Here is a 19,980-nt window from a genome sequence, read left to right as displayed (position 1 = left end):
CGGGGAATTATAAAAATTACTTATTTTTAGAACAAAATTATGAATATATGGGGTGATCTTGCCAGTTGTGGACTTTGCGGAATTTAGATAGAAAAAATGCTGAAACCGGACTGAAGAACATAAAATAATATAATATGCTTTTTTTACAGATTAATATCAAATAATAAAAATGAATACGGAATGTGTTTTATGCGGAACTTCACTTACCTCGATGGACACGCTTTTAGGTGAAAACAAGCTTTCAGACGGAGGTATTCTCTGCAATAAATGTCTGAATAAAGCAACGGATGCCAATAAAGATCTGGTATACAATCTCATCAATTATAATGTCATACAGATAAAGGATATGCTTCAGAACGGAAATGCTGAAGAGGAAGAATACAGGGGACCAAAAGCCGCTGAACTGAAAACCGAAATTCCTCTTGTAGCATCTGTACCGCAATCGGTTCAGTTTGAATTCACCCCGGAAGAACCCTCCGGATCTGTTGAAATAAAAGACCGGATTGCCCCATTGAATCCGGTACTCAGCGTTCTTACTGACAGTGAAGTCAATGAACTGACCAATATCCTTGATGAAGATGAAAAAGTGATTGCCATTGCCGAAGGAACCTATGAATATAACAATCTTAAGGGAGTTGTACTGGCAACGCAGAAAGCGATTATGTTTGTGGATAAAAGTATCTTTGGAGAAGTTTTTAAAAATAAATTTCCGTTTGCAAAAATCACCTCCATACAGTATGATACAAACCTGATGTCTTCCGGATTAAAGGTTTTTACGCCTGGATTTATCGCAGAATTCACATTGTATAGCAGAAGTGCCGCAAAAAAGTTTTGTGAAAGTGCAGAACCTTATCTTTTACGTCCCGGAAGCCATTCTGAAACAGGAATGGAACAAAAACCACAGTTCCGGCAGGAACCTGTAAAAAAAGAAGCTCCTGAAATTATTTTTGGTCAGCTTGAAAAACTTGGGAAATTGAGAGATGACGGAATTTTAACCGAAGAAGAATTCGTAGAGCAGAAAAAAAAGCTGCTTGCCAAACTGTAAATACAAAAAAAATGAATAAGAACTGTGCATTATGCAATGCTGAACTGACTTCTATGGATACACTTCTGGGAGAAAATAAGCTCTCGGATGGAAGTGTTCTCTGCAATACCTGTTTAGAGAAGATGAGCAGTATTAACCAGGAGCTGCTGGACGATCTCAGAAAGTTCAGTATTGATGATATAAAAAAACTTATAGATGATGAAAAAGCAGAACCTGATCTGCCTGTTGAACAGCATGAGGATTTTCCAGTATCTGCGGTCCGTGATCCACAGAGCTTTATTTCCGGTGACGTCTATAAAAGAAGGCTTAAAGAGATTAAATATCAGCTTGATAAAATAGGAGCCAATCTTTCTGTGTTTACGAGAGGGGAGATTAAAGCCCTGCCGCGGATCCTTGCTGAAGAGGAACTGATCCTTGCCGCTACGGATGCCCAGTTTATCAACACAGTGGATGCCGGAATCCTTCTTGTGACTCCAGCAAGAATACTGTCCGTATCAAAATCGATGTTTGATGCTGTAAAAGTAGCGGAATATCCTAATGAAACCATCAGAGAGATAAGCTTCGTACCCAATCGTGTCACGCCGTTCATAACACTGCATACGGAAAATGGGGAGGTTAAATTCGAATGTTTCCGGGACCGGGAAGATGCTGAAAGATTTTATAACTTCGCTAAAAAGATATATAACCAGCCGAAGCAGATTGAACAACAGGAAAAGCCGGAAGAAAAAACCATTCCTTCAGAAACTCTCTATGAGCAGCTTGAAAAACTGGGCGAATTAAGAGAAAGAGGAATTTTAACCCAGGAAGAATTTGCAGAACAGAAGAAAAAGCTGCTTGGATAAACAGTAACCAATAAAATAATGAACGGAACAGTATCCCGGGAAATTCTGGAAAAGTGGCTCAAAGCATGGTCACTGTCAAGAAAATTACCGCTTCCTGAAAAATATAAATCCGGCTTTAAAGTAGAAGTAGGAGAAGAAAAACAGAAAACAAGATATGTTTTTCCGGAAATTACAGACGATTTTATTAAACTTTCAAAAGAAATAAGCGAACCCTGGATTTATCTTAAAGCATGCGCTTCTGCAGGTGAAATAAAAGAGAAAATATCCGGAAAATGGGAAATACAGCCACCCGGTTATATGATGTGCTGTATGGGCGGAATGGAGTTTGGCGAGAAAAAGCTCCCCCTAAATTACAGGATAATATCGGAAAAATATAATACGGTTAACACACTGAAAATTTTCGCAGAAAATGGAAGCCTGGCCTGCTCGGGGCATATTGTAACGGTGGATGATGTAGCGGTTTATGACAGGATTATCACCGAAGAGTCCTACCGGAGAAAAGGGCTTGCCTCTTTCCTGATGTCTGAACTTGAAAAAATAGCTTTATTGAATGGGATCTCAGACAGCTTTTTAGTGGCAACAGCTCAGGGAAAAGGTTTATATGAATCATTGGGATGGGAGCTTTACAGCCCGTATACCTCCATTGTTATTCCGGGACCTGATGATTTTAAATAATGTTACAGACTTTAAATAATGAACAGAAAAATAATATCCGCAATTTTCGCCAGTGCTGTTATGATGTGCAGTGCGCAATATTCAGAAACTTACAGCTTCAAACGGCAGGATCTCACAAAAGAAAGTGAAGTGGTATCGTTAGATGAATTAAAAGAGTTCCCCAAACATATTTTAGGCTGGAAGAAGGTTAGAGTGCTGAGCATTATCAGTGAAAAAGAATTTAATGAAATTCCAAAAGATATAGACCGTCTGGAAAACCTTGAGTTATTCAGCATGAGCGGAGGTACGGGAGTAACCACGTTTCCCAATTCCTTTTCCAGACTGAATAAGCTGCGTGAAATTACAATCCACTCAATTTATATTAAACAGTTTCCACAGCAGTTACTCAAGGTTAAAAATCTTGAAAGTCTTGGCTTTTTCTGTCCTTTTCTGGAAGAATATCCTTCCGGTCTGGGAGATATGAAGAACCTTAAAACCTTAAATCTTGCCTGCAGAACAAAAGATAAAGTGATTGTAGACGGGAAAAATTTTATTTTCCAGCCTTTGACCATTCCTAAAAGCATCAGGAATTTAAAGAAACTGGAAGATCTTTCAGTAAGCCAGAATATGCTTCAGAGTCTGCCGGAAGAAATAGGAGATTTGCAGAGTCTGAAAAGGCTGAACGTATCCGAAAATCAGCTGAAATCCCTTCCCGGAAGTCTGTCTAAACTTAAAAACCTGGTAGAAATAACCTTAGACCGCAACAGCTTTAAAGAATTTCCTTCCGTATTGTACAGTATTGAGAACCTTGTGAAGATCAATTACAATAATAATACGATTCAGAATATTCCTGCGGGTATGGAAAAGATGAAAAATCTGAAATATTTCTTTGCCTCAAATTGTAAGATTGAGCCATCGGTACTTGCTGAACTCTATAATGCTTCAAACCTTGAGGTAATAGATCTTTCGGATTGCCAGATCGAAAGTCTTCCGCCGGGAATTGAGAAACTTTCTCATCTGAAAGCATTGTTTTTTTGGGGAAACAAAATTTCTTCTGCAGATGCTGAAAACTTAAAAAAGAAGCTGCCCAATACTAAAATACATCTGAATAGTCCGGCTAAAAGAGGTTTCTAAATAAAAATATAAAAATAAGATGGCTGTCGCGGCAATTTTTTATAACAACAAAATCATTTTTTGAGGAGAAATAGTAATTTAGCTGTAAATTAAAACTATGGGGAACAGATCAAGATTAGACGAAATAAAAGACGAACTCGAAAAACTGGATATCAGTCCTACCTTTTTTGCAAGAAAAGAGATCCGTGCACTTCCGGACATTCTATCAGCAGATGAAAAAATTGTTTACCTTGTTGAAGGACGGAATAAAGTAACAAATCATCATATCATCTTAACGGCAACAGACCGGAGGCTTATTTTTGTGGATAAAGAGTTTATGTACGGATTAAAAGTACAGGATTTTTCCTACGATAAAATAAATTCCATACAGTATGAAACCTCATTTATGCTTGGCTCCATCGATATTCATGTTGCAGATGATATTGTTGAAATTGATGGTGTTGGAAAGTACGAAGCAGAATTATTCTGTGAGAAAGTAAGAGACTTTATGGCCAGACCGAAGGTGCCTGCCTATGAACCTATGCTTTTTGAATTGCTCGAACAATTGGAAAAATTAAAGGAAAGCGGCATGATAAGCGAAGAAGACTTTATGAAACAGAAGAAAATGCTGCTTAACGAGATATGAAACCGTACTATTGGCTTTTAATGACATTCTTTTTCGTTTCCTGTGCCGGTCAGAAAAATAAAGAAGACCGGATAAAAGAAACCGACCGCCAGGCTCAGTTGCTCGATACCGGTGAAGGATTAAAAAAAGATAGCATTATTTCCGGAATCAGCAGTGGAGGAGTGGACAGAATAGTTTCAACGGTAAGCGTGATCTTTAATCCTCAGTATCCTGAATATGTTAAAATAGAGCATAAAACAGGAGCAGATGGAACCCATAGCAGTCAATTCTACTATAAAAACCAAAAACTTATCAAAGCGAAAATAAATATTAAAAATAATACAGATTCCGGAAAACCGGAGGCAGACTACAACGCCGTTTACTATTTACATCGTAACAGATGCATTAAAAAAATAAATGAAGACCCCGGAAGATCAGACTGCCGTAAAGTAAAATACGATTCGGAAACGGCTCTTTTGGACGGACTTCCGTTATTCCCCAGGAATCTGAAATAAACAACATTATGGAAAATTACTTAGAAATCAATAAAAAATCATGGAATGCCAAAGTAGAACCGCATCTGAAATCGGATTTTTACTTTGTAGATGAGTTTTTAAAAGGAAGAAGTTCATTGAATTCAATAGAACTGGAACTGCTTGGGGATATAAAAGGCAAAACAATTCTGCATCTGCAGTGCCATTTCGGGCAGGATTCCATTTCGCTTTCCAGAATGGGAGCGGAAGTTACCGGAATAGACCTTTCGGATAAAGCCATTGAAACAGCAAAAGATCTGGCACAGCAATGCGGTACCGGTACAAAATTTATCTGTTCAGATGTGTATGAACTGCCCAATGTTCTCGATCAGCAATTTGATATAGTCTATACCAGTTACGGGACAATAGGCTGGCTTCCCGACCTGGATAAATGGGCAGGGGTGATCAGTCATTTCCTGAAACCGGGCGGAAAATTCATCATGGCAGAATTTCATCCGGTTGTGTGGATGTTCGATGATGACTTTACCAAAGTGGCTTACAATTATTTTAATGAAAAGCCTATTGTAGAAACCTATGAAGGAACTTATGCAGACCAGTCGGCAGAGATTGTACAGGAATACGTAATGTGGAACCATTCGCTGGCAGAAGTCCTTCAGAGTTTGCTCCAAAACGGTACCGACCTGAAAACCTTCCGGGAATTTGACTGGTCTCCGTATCCATGTTTCAGACATGTAGAAGAGTTTGAAAAAGGAAAATGGAGAATTCCACAGTTCGGAAACAAAATACCGATCGTTTTTGCACTGGCCGCAGAAAAAAAATAATAGAAGGAAAAACCAAACCTAATAGGTTTTATAAAGCACTCACATTATAAACCTATTAGGTTTCTCTCATGGCTTGCTCCATTTTAAAATACCAAAATTGAGAATAAAATATAATGAATTTCTCTTTCATATCTGACCGATATGCCGACTTTTTCCAGGAAAATAAATCAGAGAAATATAGAAGGTTTTTTTAGAACAAAGGACTAAACCTATTAAGTTTCTCCAATAATTCCTTCATCTTGAAATATCACGATCAAAAAAGTCACCGTAATAAAATTTACGGTGACTTTTTCTATATATGAATGTTAAAAAAACTAATTTGCTTTTAGCTTAAAGAGTCCTCAGCTTTTGTTCTGGCTTCATCTACTTTATTCTGAACCTGGGATGCTACATCATTTGCCTTGTTTTTAATATCATTACCCCATTTGTTAAGGTTGTCTTTAGCATTGTTGATTTTGTCCTTTACAGCCTGCTGTTCTTCCGGAGTAGAGTTCTTATATTTCCAGTATGCTAAAGCACCAATTCCTAGTAAAGCCAATAAGCCTTTTGTTTTATTTCCCATGATTTCTATTTTTTAAGGTTGTTAAACTATTAAAATTTGTTATTAGTAATCATGTAAAATACGTGCCAAAAAATTATGTGAAATTATAAAAAAATGTTAAACTTATTGAAAGACCTCAAATTTTTCGCCGTCGAAACTGGCAAAAACCATAGTAGGATAGGAATCCTGATGGTATAGATTTCCATCTTTATCAATAGCAATGGCACCTGCAAATCCGTCGATGGTTTTCAGCTCTTCAAAAGTTTTGTGAAAAGCTCCATCAAGACTCATCCCATCGGTAACTCTTGTTACGATTTTAGCAGCAGTAGCATTGCTGACAATATCTTCTCCGACACCTGTACAGCTTACGGCGCAAAAGGCATTGGCATAATTTCCTGCCACAGTGGCAGAGTCAGAGATTCTTCCCGGAATTTCAAAACCTTTCCCTCCGGTGGAAGTCGCTACGGCAAGTTTTCCGTCTTTATCCAGTGCAACGCAGCCAACCGTTCCTTTTCCTGCAGATCCCGATTTCGCTTCATATTCTTTTCTGCGTTGGGGAATTTCCGTTGAGAAATTTTCAAAGCCATGTTCGGTAGCATATATTTTAGCACCGTTTCCGCCCAGGACCCTGTCATCTTCCTTCATCAGTTCTTTGGCTACGAAAACCGGATTTTTTACATCCTGAATATTGATGACGCCGCTGAGTTTCTGAGTTTCCCCATTCATAATGGCTGCACTCATGCGGATTACGCCGTCACTCTGGATCTGGGAGCCGATCCCCGCGTTATACAGCGGATCATCTTCCAGAAGGGAAACAGCATAAGCTGCCGTATCAAAAGCTGAATGATCCTGAAGGTATTCATAAGCTTTCTGAGCAATTTGTTGTAAAGAATTCTGCTTTGCCGTTTTTACTTCGTGGCTCTGATCGCTTTCAGAGAAAAAACCACCGTGGATAATGACTTTCATATAGTATAAATGATCGTTGATATTAATAAATCATATTTTAAGGTAATATTGAAATAATATTACTGATTGCTAATTACCCATTACCCATTACCCATTACCCATTACCCATTATCCATTATTTATCCTGCGGGATCGGATTGAACTGTGAATTTTCAATCGTAAGCGTCTTGGTTGTCAGATCATAATGATCGTTCATAGACATCACATGAACCGTTAAATTATCGATGGAAATAGGTTCCCCCAGATTGATATTGGTAAGATTGGTATCTTTAATAAATCTTCCGTCTACAAGAATCACAAGCCCTGATCCCACGGCCGTCATCACATCATTGTGGATGAAAAGCCCGGTATCTTCTCCCAGCCCGATTCCCAGTGTTCTCGGATTGTTTACTACTGCCTGGAAAAGTCGTCCGATTCTGCCTCGCTGAACAAAATGGGTGTCAATAATTACATTATCGATTAGGCCTAGCCCTTGTGTTGTTTTGATTTCTCCTTTCAGAAGAGCTTCAGAACTGCTTCCCTGATAGATCATATTTTCAGAAGCGGCAGCTGCACCGGCAGAAGTTCCGGAATAAATGAAATCCTGTTCCTGATATTTTAGCAGAATGGTGTCATGAAATCTTGTTCCTCCAAGAATGGAGGTCAGTCTCAGCTGATCTCCTCCTGTAAACATCATCACATCCGCAGCATTGGCTCTGGCCACCATAGCATCAGAGTTGGCCTCTTCACGGTTGTGGATATCAAGGACATTCACATTTCTGGCACCGAGAAATTCAAAAGCCCTCTTGTATTCTACTCCCACAATCTGCGGGATCTGAGAAGCAGTTGTAACGATTTCTATAACAGAGTCTTCTTTATGTTTAGATTCGTTGATAATTTTTCTTAAAATTCCTCTTTCAAAGAAATTAAGATTTTTTTCGATATTCTGATCGTAATCGGTTTCTGAAAAGCTTCCTTTATTTACAGCTCCTCCGATCACTATTAATTTTCCAACAGGTTTCATCATAGGGTACAAATTTAAAAAATAATTGACATTTGACGAAATTCATGCCATTTAAATTGATTTTTAATGTTTTAGGATTGTTAATTGTTTTCAAATCTTTTTTGAGAAATCTTTAAATGGAGTATAGTTTTGTTTAGGGTTTTACATTATCTTTGGTTTCTGAAGGAGTTATTGTTAACAGATAAAAATGCAAATAGATTATGAAAATTGAGAAGATACAGGCACTGCGCGGCCCGAACATCTGGAGCATCAGACGAAAGAAGCTGATACAGATGAGATTGGATCTGGAAGAGATGGAAAATTATCCTACCAACAAGATCGATGGATTCAGAGAAAGAATCGAAAAACTGATCCCGTCACTGATTACCCACAGGTGTTCGGAAGGAATGGAAGGAGGTTTCTTTCACCGGGTGGAAACGGGAACCTGGATGGGACATGTTATTGAACATATCGCTTTGGAGATTCAGACCCTGGCGGGTATGGATGTAGGTTTCGGAAGAACCAGAGAAACAAAAACTCCGGGTGTATATAACGTTGTTTTCAACTACATAGAAGAAAATGCCGGGATTTACGCTGCAGAAGAAGCCGTAAAAATAGCACAGGTTTTGATTGATGGCGGCGAATATGATATGAATGCCTGTATCCACAGACTTAAAGAAATCAGGGAACGTGTACGTTTGGGACCTTCAACGGGAAGTATTGTGGAAGAAGCTGTTTCCAGAAGAATTCCATGGATCAGGCTGGGTACCAATTCTTTGGTACAGTTGGGGTATGGAGTGAATCAGCAGCGTTTTCAGGCTACTATAACCGGAAAAACAAGCTCTATTGCGGTAGATATTGCCTGTAACAAAGAACTTACCAAAAAAATGCTTCATGATGCGGCGATTCCTGTTCCTACCGGTGATCTGGTTGTAGATGAGGAAGATCTGGGTGCGGTTATCAGGAAAATAGGCTATCCGATTGTTTTAAAACCGCTGGACGGAAATCACGGAAAAGGCTCTTCCATTAATGTTAATGATTGGGAAGCTGCAAAAACAGGACTTGAACACGCCCGGAAGTATTCCCGAAAAGTAATTGTAGAAAAATACATTACAGGATATGACTTCAGGGTCCTGGTAATCAATAATAAAATGGTTGCTGCCGCACGACGGGTTCCTGCTCATGTGGTAGGAGACGGAGAACTGAATCTGCAGCAGCTGATTGACAAAGAAAATAAAGATCCGAGAAGAGGGTACGGGCATGAAAATGTTCTTACCGAAATAGAAGTGGATAAAGATACGCTGGAACTTCTTGAAAAACTTCAGTATACCCTGGAAACTATTCCTCAGAAGGGGGAAGTTGTTTACCTTAAATCCACGGCCAATCTTTCTACGGGAGGAACTTCCATTGATGTAACCGATATGGTACACCCGGAAAATATTACGATGGCAGAAAGGATTTCAAAAATTATCGGCCTTGATGTATGCGGAATTGATATTATGGCAGAAAATTTAACCCAACCGCTGAAAGAAAGCGGGGGAGCCATCATAGAAGTGAATGCTGCTCCCGGATTCAGAATGCACCTGGCACCAAGTGAAGGCCTTCCGAGAAACGTTGCCGCTCCGGTAGTGGATATGCTTTATCCTCCGGGGAAACCGTTTACTATTCCGATTATTGCAGTAACCGGAACCAACGGGAAAACCACTACAACAAGATTAATTTCCCATATTGTAAAAAGCAACGGTTACAGAGTAGGTTTTACCACTTCAGACGGAATTTATATTCAGAACACAATGCTTTCAAAAGGAGATACCACCGGACCGCTTTCCGCTGAATTTGTATTAAAAGATCCTACCGTGGAATTCGCTGTACTGGAAACTGCCAGAGGCGGAATTCTGCGTTCAGGGCTGGGCTTTTCTCAATGTGATATCGGAGTTCTCACCAATATTGAAGAGGACCATCTCGGAATGAACGATATTCACAACCTGAAAGATCTCACTAAGGTAAAAAGAGTGGTTCTGGACAGTGTAAAGAAAACCGGATGGAGTGTTCTGAATGCAGACAATGCTTATTCCATGAAGATCATTAATGACCTGGACAGCAATGTCGCCATTTTCAGTATGGATGAAAACAACCCTCATATTGTAAAATTTGCCAAAGAAGGAAGAATCACCTGTGTATATGAAGAAGGTTTTGTAACCATCAAGAAAGGGGACTGGAAGATCAGAATTGGAAAAGCCAAAGACTTCCCGATCACTATGGAAGGTAAAGCAAGATTCATGATTGAAAATGTTCTGGCAGCCAGTCTGGCAAGTTATCTGTATGGTTTTGAAATCGAGGATATTTCCAACTCTTTAAGAACTTTCATTCCAAGCGCGCAGCTTACCCCGGGAAGACTGAATATCTTTAAGTTTAAAAGCTTTAAAGTGCTGATCGACTTTGCGCATAATCCGTCAGGTTATGAAGCCATTGAAGATTATCTTAAAAATGTGGAAGCTACCAAGAAAATAGGGATTATTTCCGGAGTAGGAGACCGGAGAGACAGTGATATTAAGGAATGTGGGAAAATTGCCGGAAGAATGTTCGACTACATTATTATCCGGAATGAAAAACATCTGAGAGGAAGAACCGAAGACGAAATCAACGGTCTGATCATAGACGGAATCAACGAAGCCGGAAGAAATGTAAGCTACGAGATTATTCCTAAAGAAATTGAAGCTTTAAAACATGCGATGGGAATGGCTGAAGAAGGAACTTTCATCACAGCCCTGAGCGACGTAATCTCCAATGCTATTGATCTTGTCCAGGAATATCAGGCAAGGGAACTGCTGGAAGATGACAAAAATGGATAAAACAAAGAATGCCCGGAAATTCCGGGCATTTTTATTTGATGGAGACTGGGAGAGAGAAGCTGGAATTTAGTCCGGTCTTTAGTTTGAATACTTTTTTTAAGACTCGCAGATTTTGCGGATGGAGCAGATTTTTTTTGTTGGCTTAACGCAAAAGTCACAAAGATTTAAGTGATTATACTGCTTTTAAGGCGCAAGAAAATCGAAGATTTTCAGCAGATTTTTAGAATTAAAATCAATTCTTTTAAAGATAAAACAGCCGAAGGCAAATCCATCGCTTCATCGAATCAACGGAGTTGATTCTACACTTTGCTCCCTTTAAATATGCATTGCCTAAAAGCAAATCTTTGCGTTAAAAAAAACAGGATTTTCATCTATCTTTTCAACTTTTATCAGTTAGTTTAAGACTTAAAACAGCCGAAGGCTAATCCATCGCTTCATCGGATCAGCGGAGTTGATTCCTCTCTTTGCACTCTTGAAGTATTCATCCACAAAATTCAACTTTGCATTAAAAAAATTAAGATATTATTGATTCCAAACCAAACAATAACTTAGCTTTTCGAAGCCGGGATTCTTCGTTTTCAGAAAGATTCAGAAAATATTCTGTCTGCCATTTTTGTGTAGCTGAAGCCTGTCTGTTTTCGGTTTTATCCCAGACAGGGTATACTCTGAATCCTCTCTTACCTTCCTTTCCTTCGTAAGTTAATATTCCCTTTTTTGCAAGAATTTCCTTTGAAAAAATGAAAATTCCGGTATGATTTTCTTTAGAAGCAGAAATCAGGTAAAAATCAAAAGGATCATCGGAATGAAACGGAGTTGTTTCTCCTTTTTCATTCCTTTTCCAGAGTGTCACAAATTGCCCTGTTTTAGTTGGGGTTATTTTGGATGTACGGAATTTTATGCTCAGTGGGTCTAAAGTAAAATTCATTCCTGAATATTCCCTGCATCCGGTATCCTCTTCAGCATTAGATATTTTCAGTCCGAGTGGCTGAAAAATCATTTCATCAACATTTTTCAGATTCATTTATTTTTATTTGAATTTTAAAGTTTATTCTTCTCCAAAAAAGGCATTGGAGCTTCCGATCCATATCGCGTCTTTTTTGTTGAAATCTACATTCACCATAGCGGCTTTGGTCATTCTTCCCAGGTTTTCCAGCAATACAGGGCGGTCCTCATTTTCGTGCCACACGTAAAGAAGCCGGATCTCTGCTTTTGAGAAGTCTCCGTTGATGTCTTCAAATACAGGCTCATAACTTACTTTTCTCTGAAGAATATAGTTTTCTTTATCCTGAATAGCATCAGTAATTTCCTGAGTTGGATTGAGATTTACTCCGCTTCCTGCAAATGAAAACAGGGGTTTCAGTACAAAGTTTTCCAGGTTTTCATGCTCCGGAAATTCATGCAGGAAATAACTCTTCGGGACAAACTGATGATGGAGCAGTGGGAGGAGAAACTTGGAAATTTTAAAAAACCAGTTGGGATGGGTGATCCATTTTACGTCAACCTCATCGCGGAAATCAAATTCAGTTACCAGATCCGGAATGCGATCCAGTTCATCGAAGATAACGCGGTTGTAAATTCTTTTAATTTCAGTTTTTCTGCCGTCTTTTTCGTAAAACAGTTTCTTTCCGTCTTTTTTTACCTGGGTGAGACAGACTGTTTTTATACCCAATAATTTTTCAGTAAGGGCAAAATCTATGGCTGTCTTTTGTTTTTCGGGGAATATTTCCAGCAGAATGACATTTTCCGGATTTTCATCGCCTACTATAATTCTCTTCAGATGATCCCTGAATTCTTCATCGGGCATTGGGTTTTTAATCTCATTCAGAAAAGGATAAATATCACAGAAGGTTTCTTCAAAGATCTTTTGAAAGGCATATAGAGAAGGGAAGGCCTGAAGTTCAATCAACTGGGGCTCTATCTCTCCGTTCTCATTTCTGCATACTCCAAAGTCAATGGTAAAGAAATGAGGCTGCCCGGTATCATTGGGAACGTAGCAGTTTTCAGGGACAGCTTTCCGAAGAAGGTCGGAAGGAAGTGCTTTGATCTGGTCAATGATACTTTCCGTAGCATCAATAAGTTTATTTTCAAATGCTCTGGTTAGAAAAAGCGGACTTTCCGACACCCTGAATGTTGGAGTTATTCCGCCTTTCTGTGCCAGAATTTCTTTAAGCTGAGTATATTTTTCCTGTGAAAATTCCTGATTGAATTGCTTTCTGTATTTTGGGATCATATTTTTTCTTTGTGATTTTGATTTAAAAAATCGAGCAGTTGTGCCCGATTTGGTATTTGATAACTTATTTAAAGTTCAGGACTATTGAGTAAAATTTAACAAAAGGCACAAAAAATTTATACTTAAATTACTTTATGAAATAACATTTAAGTGTTCTAAAAGGTTTAAAAACACTTCTGTGACTTTTATGGTTTATTGTTAATTTACTTTTTAAGCCAGGGCTTCACATCCTTTCAGAATGTTTTTTTTTGCAAACTGCAGGAATCTCGGAAGAATCTGGTTTCTGGTCAGGATAATTTTGTCTTCATCATCTATTCTGTCCATCGTTTCAAGATACTTTTCCATTCCGAAGCTTTCAATCATAGCGGTCTTGTTCTTTTCGTCTTTCAGGTTTTCAATCATTCCCTGCGGATCTGCTTCCGGGTGGAACTGGGTTCCGAATATCTCTTCAGAAAAACGTACGGCCATTACCGCTCTTTCCAGGTTGATATGCGGACGGAACTTCTCAATCGCTGTGATTTTCATTCCAAGTTCGTCAAGGCGCTCCAGATCAGGCTCAATAAACTGATAGGCTCTTGAGTCTACGGCATAGAAAGGATCCTGAAGATTTTTAAACAGAAATTCTTCTTTTCCTTCATCTGTTTTATGAACCGGCATCACTCCGAAAGAATATGATTTTCTTTTACAGATGTTCCCCAGCTTCCAGTGGATACTGGCCAGCTGAAATGAGTGGCAGATCAGGAAAACGTATTTCTTATCTTCGTTATATCGGTTGTGTTCAAAAACGGAATCCAGAAAACCGGCAAATCGATCTTCCCATTCCAGACCTTCACGGTGCGGATTTCCAGGCCCTCCTGAGGAAATGTAGATGTCAAAATCATGAATGTCAGGCATTTCATTTTTGAACCTTACGTCGAAGGTCTGAATCACTACATTTTCATCGGAATTTTGCTGAAAAGCTTCAGAAATCTCTTTAATATTCCTGAAACCCTGATTCGCATGATTGTTGTTCATGTCCAGCAGGGCAATTCGAATATCTTTCATACTACTTCATATTTTTTGCAAAGTTACCAAAAATATTATGAAGCTGTTTCACCATGTGTTATGCCATACTCAGTTTCAGAGATCATATAATCAACGACTTTGGTGAGGTCTCCGGTTTCCTTATAGATCTGAAGCTGGCGGTCTGCACCCGTTCCGTTTTCAATGATCTTCCAGGCATATTGTACTTCTTCCCGGCATCCCAGGTCGTCCACAACGTCATCAATGAATTCCAGAAGTTCTTTCAGCAGATCAGGATAGGGTACGGATTCTTCTTTCCCGAAATCGATCAGATGAGCTTCTATGCCGCTTTTGGAAGCACGCCATTTATTTTCATTCAGCAGCAGCCTGCGGTAGCTTCTGAAGCTCAGATTCTGCTGGTGAAGTTTATAGATCTTGGCAACCAGGCACTGCATGATGGCAGCCAGGCACACGGTTTCATCAATTCTTAAAGGCATATCGCAGATCCTGAACTCAATGGTAGGATAGAACGGGTGTACACGCAAATCCCACCATATTTTTTTGGCGTTGTCGATCGTTCCTGTTTTTACAAGTAAATCAACATAGCTGTCAAATTCAGCCAGAGAGTTGAAATAACTTGGAATGCCGGTTCTCGGGAATTTAACGAAAATTTCCTGTCGGTAAGATTTGAAACCGGTATATCTTCCGATCCAGAACGGGGAATTGGTAGAAAGTGCGTAGACGTGCGGCAGAAAATAGCGCATGACATTCTGGATTCTTACTCCTTCTTCACGGTTCGGAATTCCGATGTGTACGTGGAGTCCGAAAATAAGGTTTTCACGGGCCACGTCTCCCATGTCGTCTACAATTTTGATATACCTTTCGCCCTGGGTGATATTATTGGCAGACCAGTGGGAAAAGGGATGTGTTCCTCCTCCTGAAACTCTCAGCCCCTGTTCGTGGGCTGTATTGATCAGGTGTCTTCTAAGATTGGTGAGCTCAGCTCTCGCTTCCTGGATATTCTGACAGATGCCGGTTTCCATTTCAATCATGGATTCGTGCATTTCATGCTTTAAATTCTCGCTTAAAACGGCCTTCCCGCCTTCAATGATCTTGGAAACATGAGATATTAAGTCTCTGCTTTCAACATCAATGATCTGATATTCTTCTTCGATTCCGATAGTAAATTGATGCATTTTTTTCCGTGTTTTTTATTTTTTCAGTTTTTTATTGTACAGAGTCTTTTACGAAAGTTCCCCATGAAATGTTAGGTTTTCCGGGAACATACTCTTTTGCTTTTTCAACAGCCAGTTTGGCGGCATGCTCTACGATCCAGGCAAAGTTGTCTTCACCTACCGAGTTCCTGTCGGCATCCGGAGCCGGATTGCAGAAGTCAATAGCATATGGAATACCGTCTCTTACGGCAAATTCTACCGTATTGAAATCGTATCCAAGAGCTTCATTCATTTTGATCGTATAATCGTGAATCGTTTTTAACAGTTTTTCCAGTTCTTCTCCCTGCGTCTGATGGGTTGTTGCATACCTTAAATGATGAGGATTACGCGGTTCGTAAGGCATGATATGAACATATTTTTTACCCAGGCAGTATACCCTGTAATAGTCATCAAAAATGATTTCTTCCTGTACCATCATGACCAGCTGTTCTGTTTCACTCAGTTTATTCCAGAGATCATCCGGGTTTTCCACACGGTAAACATTTTTCCATCCGCCGCCGTCATGAGGCTTCATATAAGCCGGAAACCCTACATAATTGAAAATATATTCCCAGTCATGAGGGAATTTCAGGTTTCTGAAAGAGGTTTCAGAAGTGTCTGTCGGTCTTTCGTGCGAAGGAAGCAGTACCGTTTTAGGAAGCGGAATACCCAGCTTGGTCATCAGTGCGTTATTGAAAAACTTTTCATCAGCACTCCACCAGAACGGATTATTGATTACATACGTGCCGTTAAGTGCTGCATTTTTCAGATAAGCTCTGTAGAAAGGAACATTTTGCGAAATTCTGTCGATAATCACTGCATAGCCATAATCAGCTCCCTGTTCCAGTTTGTCGATATTTACCGGTTCAGCAATAATTTCTCCGCCTCCCAGTTCATTAACCTTGTCGATGAACGCCCAGGGAAATGTATCTTCCATACCGAATAGAATTCCCACTTTTTTTGCCATAATTTTTGTTTTTTAGTTGGTGTTTATTAATAAATTATCTTTCACTAATGTACGTTTTTTAAGAAAAGTACGCGCCTATAAATGTCGGAAAAACCATTCTCCATAACGGCCAGTCATGATTGATCCATTTTCTCTCGTCATACCAGAAGTCAATTCCTTTTACCCGCAGGATCTCGGCCATTTCTATATTTTTATCCCGGCAAATATCCTGATCGGAAGTGCTGAGGACAATATGCATGTGTTTGTATTTCCAGGCCTCATCATTACGGACAAATTCTCTCGGACAGTTAAAATAAACCAGATCATCCGAATATCCGTCCATAAAATTTCTTATGCTGAATGCTCCTGAAAGACAGAACAGATGAGATACCACATCGGGGAACCTGAAAGCAAAATTAGCTGCATGATACCCCCCGAAACTGGCTCCGGCAATAGCGATGCGGTGTACTTTGTGGAGCTTCTGGATATACGGAACAAATTCTTTGATCAGAAACTGCACGTACAGTTCGTAGTTCTTAATCCTTTTCTGCGGCGGAATCTTTTCGTCATAGAAACTCCAGCTGTCTATGGTCTGGATATTGTAAAGTTTTACCTTTCCCTGTTCTATAAACCAGTTGATACTTCCGTTAAGGTGAAAATCGTGATTCTGGGTGTACTGTCCCTGGGAAGTCGGGAACATGATAATCGGATATCCGTGATGCCCGGTAACTTCTACTTTTAAACTTGTTCCTAAGATATTTGAATAGTAATCTGTATGTTCTATATGAGGCATTTTTTATTTGGTTTTTAGTATTTCAGTCATATGAATTTCATAGGTCCGTCTTTTCAGGATAATGTATCATTTTTATCCTGTATACGTCAGATTATGAAGTTAGTTTGCTTTTTGGGGGAAGAATGTTCAGCATTTCTGTCTGTATTTTCTCTGCGGCACTGTCCAGCCTTTCCTGTATCATATCAGGATCTGTGGATTTATATACGATTCCCACATGGTGGTCTATCGGGAGAAATTTTACAGCTTCTTCACATTCAAAAGCTTTATAGTCCGGATGTTTGTCTTTAATAAGAGCAACGATCAGTCCTGAATAATATCCCGTAGGTTTAGGGGCTTCATAGGTTTTTCCGCGGAGTAGGACGTCCTCGATTTTAGCCCACTCGCGCCAGATATTGATATTGCTGGAAGCTTCTACCAGATCCGGAATATGAGCACCGCCGACCCTTGATGATGTTTCCAGGAAATACCATTTGCCATCTTCTTTTCCGCGAATAAATTCCGTATGAGTGGCTCCGTTGAGCAGTCCGAAACTTGAAAGTACCTTTGCATTCACTTCTTCAAGGGCTCTGAACTCATCAGAATATCTTCCTAAAGTTTTTGACCTGAATACACCTCCTTCATGGGAAACCTGCATAGGAGGGGCCAGATATTTTGAGGCGGACGTAAATACGATTTCCCTGTTGAAAGTAAGGCTGTCAACATGGTAAACATCGCCGGGCTTAAAACTTTCCAGTAAAAACATATGCCGCTCCTCACCCAAGGTTTCCAGTGCTTCCCAAAGCTGGTCTTTGGAGGTGATCTTTTTAATGCCGGAAGCCGAAGCTTCTGATCTTGGTTTAAGTACCCAGGGAGCCGGAACTCTGTCTGCAAAACTGCTTACCTCATCGTTATTAAAGACCGCTGTAAATTCAGGCACATTAATGCCCGAATCTCTGGCTTTCTGGCGCATGGCCAGTTTATCTCTGAAATAACGGTGTGTAGTCTGCCCCATCCCCGGAATGCGGAATGTTTCCCTGATAAGGGCTGCTTTCTCTACGTCGTAATCATCCAGTGCAACCACGGCATCTACCTTTCGGGTTTTCATCAGATGGGAAAATCCCTGGACCAGATGCTCCATATTCCAGACGGAAGGCCGTTCTTCGGTCATATAAAACACCTCATCAATGGCATGCCACGGCCAGTTTTTTTCTTTGAGATTCTCTGAAGTAACCAGGATGATTTTATTACCGAGCTTTTTCATTTCATCCATGAAATCATAGCCCTTGTAATAGCACGAAATACATACTATAATTTTCTCCTCCATACAATATTTTTTAATTTTTAGTGAAAATTCAAAAATAAAAGCAAATTTTTGTTGATTGTTTAATGTTAAAAAATCAAAATAAACTGCGTTTTTGAAAATCGCTAATCAATTATACAGAGAAATTTTGTAATAAACTAATTTTTAGTGATAATTTTCAATTAAATCAGCTAATAATTGTACTCCAAAACCGGTTGCCGCTTTTTCCTTTGCATATCCCGTATTTCCGAAAGCAACTCCGGCAATGTCGAGATGAGCCCATTTAGGATGGTTTTCAATAAACTGTTCCAGAAATTTGGCTGCCACGATGCAGTCTCCGATCGGTTTCATGGAAATATTTTTCAGATCGGCAACGTCAGACTGAATATCCTCTTTCCATATATCCCATAACGGAAGATTCCATAATCTTTGGTTCGTTTTGTCACCGGTTCTGATCAGCAGGTTTTTAAGATCTTCATTATTGGAGAAAAGGGCTCCACAGGTGTCCCCGAACATTCTTACGGAACTTCCTGTAAGTGTGGCAAGATCGATCAGGAGGTCTGTTTTGTAGTTTCCGGCAAGATAAGACAGGGAGTCTGCCAGGATCATTCTGCCTTCTGCGTCTGTATTTAATACCTCAATGGTTTTTCCGTTGTAGGCGGTAATCACATCGCTGGGAAGGAATGCTTTCTCGGAAATCGCATTGTCAGTAACCGGGAGAATGGCAATAATATTCACCGGAAGTTTCATTTCCGCGGCATAAATAAGGGCTCCGATCACAGCGGTTGCTCCGCCCATATCAGATTTCATATAATGCATATTGTCAGGATTCTTTAGAGAAATCCCGCCGGTATCAAAGACCACGCATTTTCCGACCAGACCGATTGTTTTGACATTTTTCGCGGTGGTTTTGTATTCCAGAATTGTGAATGCCGCATCGTAAGCGCTTCCCTGGTTTACCGAAAGATAAGCATTCAGTCCCAGTTCTTCACATTTTTTCCTGTTGAAAGCAGTATACTTCAATTCGTATTTTTTTGCCAGGTTTTTAAGATAGGTACTTAAAATTACAGGGCTCTTCAGGTTGGCAGGCTTGTTGAGCCATTCCTGACAGGCAGTTTGTCCCGCAGTTACAGCTTCCGCTCTTGTATTGATTGTATCCAGCTTTTTCTGGCTCAGGTTTTCGGAATGGATTTCAAATTTCGTATTCCAGAAAGGGTGTTTTTTATCAAAAGGGTAGTTGTAGGTTCCCGTAAGAAGTCCTTTGATGAATTCTTCAAACTGTTTTTCGTTCAGAAATTCAGCGAGAATCAGAGTGGGGACAGGCTGAAGTTTCTCTTTCTGAGTCTGGGAGAATTTAACGGCAGTCTGCTGAATTTCAAAATCCTGCATACCGGATTTACCTAACCCAATGAAATAGATGATGCTTTCTTCGTTGGCATGAATGAAAATCTCATTCTTTTTTCCGGAAAAAAGAGAGGTAATGTTTTTAGGGAAATTTTTACCCGATTTTGTCCATTCTTCTTCAGTAAATAACTGGAAAATCTGGGAATAACTTTTATTTTTTTTATTGATCAGTTTCAT

Annotated in this window: 19 protein-coding genes; 8 read left to right on the top strand and 11 right to left on the bottom strand. The window is 39.6% G+C overall.

Annotated features, from left to right (window positions below; translation table 11 throughout):
* Positions 1–169: 169 nt before the first annotated feature.
* From AC106S_RS01845 to AC106S_RS01815, 7 genes are all read left to right on the top strand, one after another.
* On the top strand, positions 170–1,045 hold the full coding sequence (locus AC106S_RS01845; RefSeq protein ID WP_482437432.1) for a PH domain-containing protein: 876 nt from the start codon (positions 170–172) through the stop codon (positions 1,043–1,045).
* 11 nt (positions 1,046–1,056) lie between these two features.
* Positions 1,057–1,887 carry a PH domain-containing protein gene (locus AC106S_RS01840; RefSeq protein WP_482437431.1) on the top strand — a complete coding sequence of 277 codons (831 nt, stop codon included), beginning with the start codon at positions 1,057–1,059 and terminating at the stop codon, positions 1,885–1,887.
* Between the two features lie 18 nt (positions 1,888–1,905).
* Positions 1,906–2,562, top strand: coding sequence for a GNAT family N-acetyltransferase (locus tag AC106S_RS01835; protein ID WP_482437430.1), 657 nt, complete (start codon positions 1,906–1,908; stop codon positions 2,560–2,562).
* Positions 2,563–2,580: 18 nt separating this feature from the next.
* The gene (locus AC106S_RS01830; protein ID WP_482437429.1) at positions 2,581–3,675 is read left to right on the top strand and encodes a leucine-rich repeat domain-containing protein; all 1,095 of its coding nucleotides are present in this window, start codon (positions 2,581–2,583) and stop codon (positions 3,673–3,675) included.
* Between the two features lie 97 nt (positions 3,676–3,772).
* On the top strand, positions 3,773–4,300 hold the full coding sequence (locus AC106S_RS01825; RefSeq protein ID WP_482437428.1) for a PH domain-containing protein: 528 nt from the start codon (positions 3,773–3,775) through the stop codon (positions 4,298–4,300).
* The gene (locus tag AC106S_RS01820; protein WP_482437427.1) at positions 4,297–4,794 is read left to right on the top strand and encodes a hypothetical protein; all 498 of its coding nucleotides are present in this window, start codon (positions 4,297–4,299) and stop codon (positions 4,792–4,794) included. The genes AC106S_RS01825 and AC106S_RS01820 overlap by 4 nt, the downstream gene beginning before the upstream one ends.
* An 8-nt stretch (positions 4,795–4,802) precedes the next feature.
* Complete coding sequence (locus AC106S_RS01815) at positions 4,803–5,594, top strand: class I SAM-dependent methyltransferase (protein WP_482437426.1); 792 nt, start codon at positions 4,803–4,805, stop codon at positions 5,592–5,594.
* Positions 5,595–5,919: 325 nt separating this feature from the next.
* On the opposite strand, the gene AC106S_RS01810 is transcribed toward AC106S_RS01815, so the two are convergent.
* The 3 genes from AC106S_RS01810 to AC106S_RS01800 form a co-directional block, all read right to left on the bottom strand.
* Positions 5,920–6,156 carry a YtxH domain-containing protein gene (locus AC106S_RS01810; protein WP_482437424.1) on the bottom strand — a complete coding sequence of 79 codons (237 nt, stop codon included), beginning with the start codon at positions 6,154–6,156 and terminating at the stop codon, positions 5,920–5,922.
* A gap of 102 nt (positions 6,157–6,258) precedes the next feature.
* A complete protein-coding gene (locus tag AC106S_RS01805) occupies positions 6,259–7,101 on the bottom strand; it encodes an isoaspartyl peptidase/L-asparaginase (RefSeq protein WP_482437423.1) in 843 nt (280 codons plus the stop codon).
* A gap of 115 nt (positions 7,102–7,216) precedes the next feature.
* Entirely contained in the window at positions 7,217–8,104 is an 888-nt protein-coding gene (locus tag AC106S_RS01800; protein ID WP_482438410.1) for a cyanophycinase, read from the bottom strand.
* Between the two features lie 200 nt (positions 8,105–8,304).
* On the opposite strand from AC106S_RS01800, the gene cphA reads away from it, so the two are divergent.
* On the top strand, positions 8,305–10,935 hold the full coding sequence (cphA, locus tag AC106S_RS01795; protein ID WP_482437422.1) for a cyanophycin synthetase: 2,631 nt from the start codon (positions 8,305–8,307) through the stop codon (positions 10,933–10,935).
* A gap of 514 nt (positions 10,936–11,449) precedes the next feature.
* Here cphA and AC106S_RS01790 read toward each other — a convergent pair.
* The 8 genes from AC106S_RS01790 to AC106S_RS01755 form a co-directional block, all read right to left on the bottom strand.
* Positions 11,450–11,956, bottom strand: coding sequence for a MepB family protein (locus tag AC106S_RS01790; protein ID WP_482437421.1), 507 nt, complete (start codon positions 11,954–11,956; stop codon positions 11,450–11,452).
* A 24-nt stretch (positions 11,957–11,980) separates the two neighbouring features.
* Positions 11,981–13,165 carry a hypothetical protein gene (locus AC106S_RS01785; protein WP_482437420.1) on the bottom strand — a complete coding sequence of 395 codons (1,185 nt, stop codon included), beginning with the start codon at positions 13,163–13,165 and terminating at the stop codon, positions 11,981–11,983.
* A gap of 210 nt (positions 13,166–13,375) precedes the next feature.
* Entirely contained in the window at positions 13,376–14,209 is an 834-nt protein-coding gene (locus AC106S_RS01780) for a type 1 glutamine amidotransferase (RefSeq protein WP_482437419.1), read from the bottom strand.
* Positions 14,210–14,244: 35 nt separating this feature from the next.
* A complete protein-coding gene (locus AC106S_RS01775; RefSeq protein ID WP_482437418.1) occupies positions 14,245–15,363 on the bottom strand; it encodes a carboxylate-amine ligase in 1,119 nt (372 codons plus the stop codon).
* Between the two features lie 31 nt (positions 15,364–15,394).
* Complete coding sequence (locus tag AC106S_RS01770; RefSeq protein ID WP_482437417.1) at positions 15,395–16,348, bottom strand: ATP-grasp domain-containing protein; 954 nt, start codon at positions 16,346–16,348, stop codon at positions 15,395–15,397.
* 58 nt (positions 16,349–16,406) lie between these two features.
* Complete coding sequence (locus AC106S_RS01765) at positions 16,407–17,120, bottom strand: alpha/beta hydrolase-fold protein (RefSeq protein WP_482437416.1); 714 nt, start codon at positions 17,118–17,120, stop codon at positions 16,407–16,409.
* 91 nt (positions 17,121–17,211) lie between these two features.
* Entirely contained in the window at positions 17,212–18,423 is a 1,212-nt protein-coding gene (locus AC106S_RS01760; protein ID WP_482437415.1) for an ATP-grasp domain-containing protein, read from the bottom strand.
* Positions 18,424–18,564: 141 nt separating this feature from the next.
* A complete protein-coding gene (locus AC106S_RS01755; RefSeq protein ID WP_482437414.1) occupies positions 18,565–19,980 on the bottom strand; it encodes a M17 family metallopeptidase in 1,416 nt (471 codons plus the stop codon).

The organism is Chryseobacterium sp. FR054 (assembly GCF_056844565.1).
The sequence above is the reverse complement of the archived record's forward strand: the minus strand, read 5'-3'. Positions and strand labels throughout refer to the sequence as shown.

Coding starts and splice junctions, on each gene's coding strand:
- AC106S_RS01845 (WP_482437432.1), top strand. CDS start 170: ATGAATACGGAATGTGTTTTATGCGGAACTTCACTTACCTCGATGGAC.
- AC106S_RS01840 (WP_482437431.1), top strand. CDS start 1,057: ATGAATAAGAACTGTGCATTATGCAATGCTGAACTGACTTCTATGGAT.
- AC106S_RS01835 (WP_482437430.1), top strand. CDS start 1,906: ATGAACGGAACAGTATCCCGGGAAATTCTGGAAAAGTGGCTCAAAGCA.
- AC106S_RS01830 (WP_482437429.1), top strand. CDS start 2,581: ATGAACAGAAAAATAATATCCGCAATTTTCGCCAGTGCTGTTATGATG.
- AC106S_RS01825 (WP_482437428.1), top strand. CDS start 3,773: ATGGGGAACAGATCAAGATTAGACGAAATAAAAGACGAACTCGAAAAA.
- AC106S_RS01820 (WP_482437427.1), top strand. CDS start 4,297: ATGAAACCGTACTATTGGCTTTTAATGACATTCTTTTTCGTTTCCTGT.
- AC106S_RS01815 (WP_482437426.1), top strand. CDS start 4,803: ATGGAAAATTACTTAGAAATCAATAAAAAATCATGGAATGCCAAAGTA.
- AC106S_RS01810 (WP_482437424.1), bottom strand. CDS start 6,156: ATGGGAAATAAAACAAAAGGCTTATTGGCTTTACTAGGAATTGGTGCT.
- AC106S_RS01805 (WP_482437423.1), bottom strand. CDS start 7,101: ATGAAAGTCATTATCCACGGTGGTTTTTTCTCTGAAAGCGATCAGAGC.
- AC106S_RS01800 (WP_482438410.1), bottom strand. CDS start 8,104: ATGAAACCTGTTGGAAAATTAATAGTGATCGGAGGAGCTGTAAATAAA.
- cphA (WP_482437422.1), top strand. CDS start 8,305: ATGAAAATTGAGAAGATACAGGCACTGCGCGGCCCGAACATCTGGAGC.
- AC106S_RS01790 (WP_482437421.1), bottom strand. CDS start 11,956: ATGAATCTGAAAAATGTTGATGAAATGATTTTTCAGCCACTCGGACTG.
- AC106S_RS01785 (WP_482437420.1), bottom strand. CDS start 13,165: ATGATCCCAAAATACAGAAAGCAATTCAATCAGGAATTTTCACAGGAA.
- AC106S_RS01780 (WP_482437419.1), bottom strand. CDS start 14,209: ATGAAAGATATTCGAATTGCCCTGCTGGACATGAACAACAATCATGCG.
- AC106S_RS01775 (WP_482437418.1), bottom strand. CDS start 15,363: ATGCATCAATTTACTATCGGAATCGAAGAAGAATATCAGATCATTGAT.
- AC106S_RS01770 (WP_482437417.1), bottom strand. CDS start 16,348: ATGGCAAAAAAAGTGGGAATTCTATTCGGTATGGAAGATACATTTCCC.
- AC106S_RS01765 (WP_482437416.1), bottom strand. CDS start 17,120: ATGCCTCATATAGAACATACAGATTACTATTCAAATATCTTAGGAACA.
- AC106S_RS01760 (WP_482437415.1), bottom strand. CDS start 18,423: ATGGAGGAGAAAATTATAGTATGTATTTCGTGCTATTACAAGGGCTAT.
- AC106S_RS01755 (WP_482437414.1), bottom strand. CDS start 19,980: ATGAAACTGATCAATAAAAAAAATAAAAGTTATTCCCAGATTTTCCAG.